At 51.4% G+C, this 5,253-nt stretch carries 5 protein-coding genes; 4 read left to right on the top strand and 1 reads right to left on the bottom strand.

Annotated elements, in window-relative coordinates; genetic code table 11:
* Positions 1 to 194: 194 nt before the first annotated feature.
* The 4 genes from clpB to LPA02S_RS10585 all read left to right on the top strand — a co-directional run bounded on the left by clpB (position 195) and on the right by LPA02S_RS10585 (position 4,712).
* Positions 195 to 2,798, top strand: a complete 2,604-nt coding sequence (clpB, locus tag LPA02S_RS10600; protein ID WP_056956966.1) for an ATP-dependent chaperone ClpB — start codon at positions 195 to 197, stop codon at positions 2,796 to 2,798.
* Between the two features lie 78 nt (positions 2,799 to 2,876).
* Positions 2,877 to 3,065 (top strand): 50S ribosomal protein L32, encoded by a 189-nt coding sequence (gene rpmF, locus LPA02S_RS10595; protein ID WP_054649834.1) that lies wholly within the window; start codon positions 2,877 to 2,879, stop codon positions 3,063 to 3,065.
* Between the two features lie 131 nt (positions 3,066 to 3,196).
* Positions 3,197 to 3,763, top strand: coding sequence for a DUF1836 domain-containing protein (locus LPA02S_RS10590; RefSeq protein WP_056956965.1), 567 nt, complete (start codon positions 3,197 to 3,199; stop codon positions 3,761 to 3,763).
* A 100-nt stretch (positions 3,764 to 3,863) separates the two neighbouring features.
* Positions 3,864 to 4,712, top strand: coding sequence for a hypothetical protein (locus LPA02S_RS10585; RefSeq protein WP_056956964.1), 849 nt, complete (start codon positions 3,864 to 3,866; stop codon positions 4,710 to 4,712).
* 91 nt (positions 4,713 to 4,803) lie between these two features.
* On the opposite strand, the gene LPA02S_RS10580 is transcribed toward LPA02S_RS10585, so the two are convergent.
* Entirely contained in the window at positions 4,804 to 4,998 is a 195-nt protein-coding gene (locus LPA02S_RS10580; RefSeq protein WP_056956963.1) for a YjzD family protein, read from the bottom strand.
* Between the last annotated feature and the right edge of the window lie 255 nt (positions 4,999 to 5,253).

Raw genomic sequence — 5,253 nt, 5'->3', positions numbered from 1 at the left:
TTAATGGCTTTAGTGTTTACGGTTTGGACTGGGTGTCGCGACCCTTAATGTAGCGGGAGGCAGCGTCGGCCTGACCGACGCTGCCGTTAACCACTACCGTAGCTCATTGAATCGGCCGTCGTCAGCGTTTTGACCAACTTTGACCAAAGCAACCCACCCGTGTTAAAATGTGCACAACGAAAGGGGCGAGTAATTTGAATCCAGAACAATTAACTGAGGCAGTGACGCAGGCGGTGGGAGCAGCGCAACAGATTGCGCAAACTCGGCACCATCAAGAAATTGATATTCCGCATTTGTGGCGGGTACTGGTGCAGCCAAACGAACTGGCCAGCCAAATTTATCAGCAGGCCGGTGTTGATATTAGTGGCCTAAGCAGTGTAATCGACCAGGCACTCGATAATGAGTCAGTCGTTGAGGGCGTATCTAATTATGGCCAAAGCATGAGTCAGAACCTAAGTCAGTTGATGCAGGATGCTGACAAGGAACGTCAGTCTCTGGGTGACCAGTATATTGCTACGGATACATTACTGCTGGCGTTGATGCGGCAACAGTACTCGCCCATTACGGAGTACCTCACGCGGAATGGGGTGACGGCAAAGAAACTGCAGGAAGTCATCCAAAACGTTCGTGGTGGTCAGCACGTCAACAGCCAGGGCGCGGAAAACACTTACCAAAGCCTGAAAAAATACGGTACCGATCTCGTTGCGGAAGCCCGAACTGGCAAAATGGACCCCATCATCGGGCGGGATGACGAAATTCGTAACGTGATTCGTATTTTGTCCCGTAAGACCAAGAACAACCCGGTCCTGATTGGGGAACCCGGCGTGGGTAAAACAGCTATTGTTGAGGGGCTGGCACAACGGATCGTCAAGGCGGACGTCCCCGACAACCTGAAGGATAAAACCATCATTAGCCTCGATATGGGGAGCCTGATTGCTGGTGCTAAGTATCGGGGTGAGTTTGAAGAACGGCTCAAAGCGGTTCTCAACGAGGTTAAGCGCGCCGACGGTCAAATTATTTTGTTCATTGATGAAATTCACACCATCGTCGGTGCGGGTAAAACTGAGGGTTCCATGGATGCAGGCAACCTCCTGAAGCCGATGTTAGCCCGTGGTGAGCTCCACCTAATTGGTGCTACAACTTTGGACGAGTACCGTGAAAACATCGAGAAGGATAAGGCCTTGGAGCGACGGTTCCAGCGCGTACTGGTGCAGGAACCAAGCGTTGAAGACACCATCAGCATTCTGCGTGGGCTTAAGGAACGATTCGAAATTTTCCACGGAGTCCGGATTCACGATGCCGCTTTAGTGGCGGCTGCAACTTTGTCTAACCGCTACATCACCGACCGCTTTTTACCCGATAAGGCCATTGACCTCGTTGATGAGGCCAGCGCGAACATCAACGTGGAGATGAATTCGCGTCCCAACGAATTGGACGTCGCGGAACGGAAGCAGATGCAGCTAGAAATTGAGGAGGAGGCCCTGAAGAAGGAAACCGACAAGGCCAGTCAGCAACGTCTCGCACAGGCAGAAAAGGACCTGGCCGACGTCAAGGAACAGACCAGCCGACTCAACGCCCAGTGGCAGGCTGAAAAGCAGGAAATCACCGTTTTGAATGCCAAGAAGACCGAGGTGGAGCAGGCTAAACGTGAACTGGAGGACGCCCAGGCCAAATACGATTTGGAGAAAGCTGCGCGGTTACAGCACGGCACCATTCCGCAACTCGAAAAGGAGTTGGCCGATTTGGAACAGCAAGAACGTCCTGACACGTGGCTAGTACAAGAGTCGGTGACCCCGAACGAAATTGCGGCGGTGATTAGCCGGCAAACTGGCATTCCGGTAGCCAAGTTGGTGCAGGGGGACCGTGATAAGCTGTTACACCTGGCGGATAACTTGCACGAGCGGGTCATCGGTCAGGATGACGCTGTTGCGGCTGTAAGTGATGCAGTGATTCGGTCGCGCGCTGGCTTGCAGGATCCGAGCCGGCCACTGGGAAGTTTCTTGTTCCTCGGGCCGACCGGTGTGGGTAAAACGGAGCTGGCCAAAGCGTTGGCGGAAAACCTCTTTGATTCCGACAAGCACATGGTGCGGATTGACATGTCTGAGTACATGGAGAAAGCCAACGTATCGCGTCTAGTCGGGGCGGCACCCGGATATATCGGTTACGAAGAGGGCGGCCAGTTGACGGAAGCTGTTCGGCGCAATCCGTATACCATTGTGTTGCTCGACGAAATTGAAAAGGCGCACCCGGATGTGTTTAATATTTTGTTGCAGGTCCTCGATGACGGGCGTCTCACTGACGGGCAGGGCCGGACCGTCGATTTTAAAAACACAATTATTATCATGACTTCGAACCTGGGGAGTGAGCTCTTGCTGGATGCGGCTAACCAGGGTGGGATTAACGATGATACGCGTGCTTCCGTTCGTCAGCTCATTCAGTCGCGATTTAAGCCCGAATTCTTAAATCGAATTGACGATATTATTATGTTTAACCCGCTAAGCAAAGCTGACATTAAGCGAATCGTGGTGAAGGATATTGACGGGCTACGCTCCCGGCTGTCTGAACAGCAGGTGCAGTTACAGCTCACACCAGAGGCTATTAATCTGCTTGGCGAGTCGGGGTACCAACCGGCATTTGGGGCACGGCCGTTGCAGCGATTGATTACGACCGATGTGGAAACCCCTCTGGCAAGAAAACTAATTGCCGGTGAAATTGTTCCTGAAAGCACGGTGACAGTGGGTGCAAAAGATGGTAAACTAACTTTCGAGGACTCAGCGACAGCGCCAAACCCAGCGTAAATTGAGCGCTGCGCCTTGCAAAATAATGGTTTTCCGGTATAGTATATTGGAATACCAATAAAAAAGGAGTTTATAATCATGGCAGTTCCTGCACGTAGAACTTCAAAGACGAAGAAGCGCATGCGTCGTGGTCACATCAAGTTGAGTGTTCCTAACTTGCACTTTGATGCTACGACCGGCGAATACCGTGTATCCCACCATGTTTCCCCGAACGGTTACTACAAGGGTAAGCAGGTTGTTGATACCAAGAGTGACGCCAACGCGTAATTAAACATTCAAGCCATTCCTTCTTTGGGTGTGGCTTTTTTGTTGCGGATTTTTCCGCAACCATAGTTGATATGTGCTAGTATTAAGGACGAGGTGTACTTGCGTATATTGCAAAACTTGGAGGGCGCACAATGACAGATAATAAGGCATTTTCAGAATATTTGGCCCAATTGGCTCAGGCAAACTGGCCGCGTTGGGCGGATCTACCACAATTCGATTTGTACATGGACCAGGTCCTGCAGTTCGTTAACGAATTAACGGCACCCACGGGGATGGGCGAGCTTACTGCGACCATGGTGAATAATTACGTAAAGAAGGGTGTGATTAGTGCGCCCACCAAAAAAAAGTATGGTCGTACGCAGATTGCTAATATCATTGTGATTGCCATCTTGAAGCCGGTCTTTGCTTTAGACACCATCGCGGATGGCATCAAGTACCAGTTGGTTAATCGCACGGCGAACCAGGCGTACGATGCGTTCATCCTGGACTTTGCCGGTGCCATTCAACAGGCTAACTCAGACTTCACTGGCGAAGTAGTCATTAACGCGGTCAATAAGGAAGATACCACCAATATTCAAAACGCGATGGTTCAATTGGCCATTAACGCCGTTTTGCAAAAAATGTTGGTCGAAACCATGACAGAAATTGTGACGCCAAAGCCAGTGACCAAGAAGACCAAAAAGGATAAGACCAAGTAATTACGTGCCAATTATGACAATGAGTCACATTACACTTGTCGTTCTCGGTCAGGTGGGGTACATTAGGGTGCGTAACTTTTAGAGAAGGATGATTTTATTCATGAAGAAAATTATTACAGCAGTTAGTGCGTTGGCCCTGAGCCTCGTGCTGGCTGCGTGTGGGAACAAGTTGACTACTACCAAGAGCACTTATCATCAGGATGGTATGGTGGCTGTGATTAAGGGCGAGGCCAGTGGGGCCAAGCAGGTGCGTTACAAGTCCGCTAACGTTCAGGGCACGAAGAAGGTTAACAGTGGCACCTTTGCTTTCTCCGTACCGGTGACTGCCAGTAAGCAAAGCGTTAAAATCACTGCCGGCAATCTGAAGCGGACCGTTACGGTTAGTGCCGCTACTCCGTTAGCGGACTACCAGACGGCAGCCAACAAGTACAATATGGCGGTCGCGATGAGTACCCTCACAGCGGCGGAGCAGAAGCAGGTGACAGCATTCAAGGCCCCAACTAAGGCCAGCCTGGCTGCGATGACGCCCGCCGAGCAGGCCAGCACCATGCAGGCTGCCGCGACGGTCAAATCCTTGATGACGAAGGCCACGAATGCCACCAAGGACCAGCAGTTACCAGCGACGGTTAAGGACGGCGTGCACCAGGTGCTGAAGACTGGGGTGGTCCGTGTGCGGGTCAATGCTGACGGTAAGCACCTGATGGGCTACACGATGATCATTCCGGTCAAGGCGATGAAGAACAAGACCCAGGCAAAGCAGTTTGGGACTACGCTCGCGCTTCTCGGTACGTCGGCGGGTGCTGATGCCAAGAAGGTCATGAAGCAATTTGCCAAGGAAACAAAGGACCAGAAGGACAGCCAGACGACCATGAAGACCATTAAGAGTAATGGTGTGAAGTTTAACGTCGGGTTCTCTACCAGTAACATCTACGTGTACATCACTAAGTAGACAAAAATGCGGTTCCCATCACGATGTGGGAGCCGCATTTTAATGTTATCGGGCAAATTAAAACCGGCCTGAGCCGGTTGGGTGGTGCTGATTACTTGTTAGTGCTCTTAGTAGTGCCCGAGAAGTGTTGCATCAACGGTGGTAGGAAGACTAACAACACGACGAACACTGCACTGATAATCAGTGACTGGACGGGCTGGAAAGTGGAGCTCGTCAGTGAGGCGGCCAGGAAGCCGGTGATTTCACCGTAAATCACGCCCCAAAAAATAGCTGTTACAAAACGCATGTCAATCCCTCTTTTCTAACTAGCGCTATCTTAACGCATTCCGTCTGGTCCGTGCAAGTGAAAAATATGTGTGGGGACGAACGCGCGGGTGGGCTTTTGGACTGCGGCTTACGTGCCCTACGCCGTAGGTTGCTACACCCGCACGCTCCAGCCCGTGCCGGGCTTCCACGGATAATTGAGCTTGAGAAAACCACTCAATCTCAATTATCTGCCGCTGTAATTCGCTACGCTCAAACAGCGCTCCGGGGTCGCAGC

Source organism: Lacticaseibacillus pantheris DSM 15945 = JCM 12539 = NBRC 106106, from assembly GCF_001591865.1.
Taxonomy (GTDB): domain Bacteria; phylum Bacillota; class Bacilli; order Lactobacillales; family Lactobacillaceae; genus Lacticaseibacillus; species Lacticaseibacillus pantheris.
Note: the sequence above shows the minus strand (reverse complement) of the source record. Positions and strands in the feature narration are given on the sequence as shown.

Bases quoted from the DNA above. Each gene is read 5' to 3' on its own strand.
- LPA02S_RS10590 (WP_056956965.1), top strand. From the start codon at position 3,197: ATGACAGATAATAAGGCATTTTCAGAATATTTGGCCCAATTGGCTCAG.
- LPA02S_RS10580 (WP_056956963.1), bottom strand. From the start codon at position 4,998: ATGCGTTTTGTAACAGCTATTTTTTGGGGCGTGATTTACGGTGAAATC.
- LPA02S_RS10585 (WP_056956964.1), top strand. From the start codon at position 3,864: ATGAAGAAAATTATTACAGCAGTTAGTGCGTTGGCCCTGAGCCTCGTG.
- rpmF (WP_054649834.1), top strand. From the start codon at position 2,877: ATGGCAGTTCCTGCACGTAGAACTTCAAAGACGAAGAAGCGCATGCGT.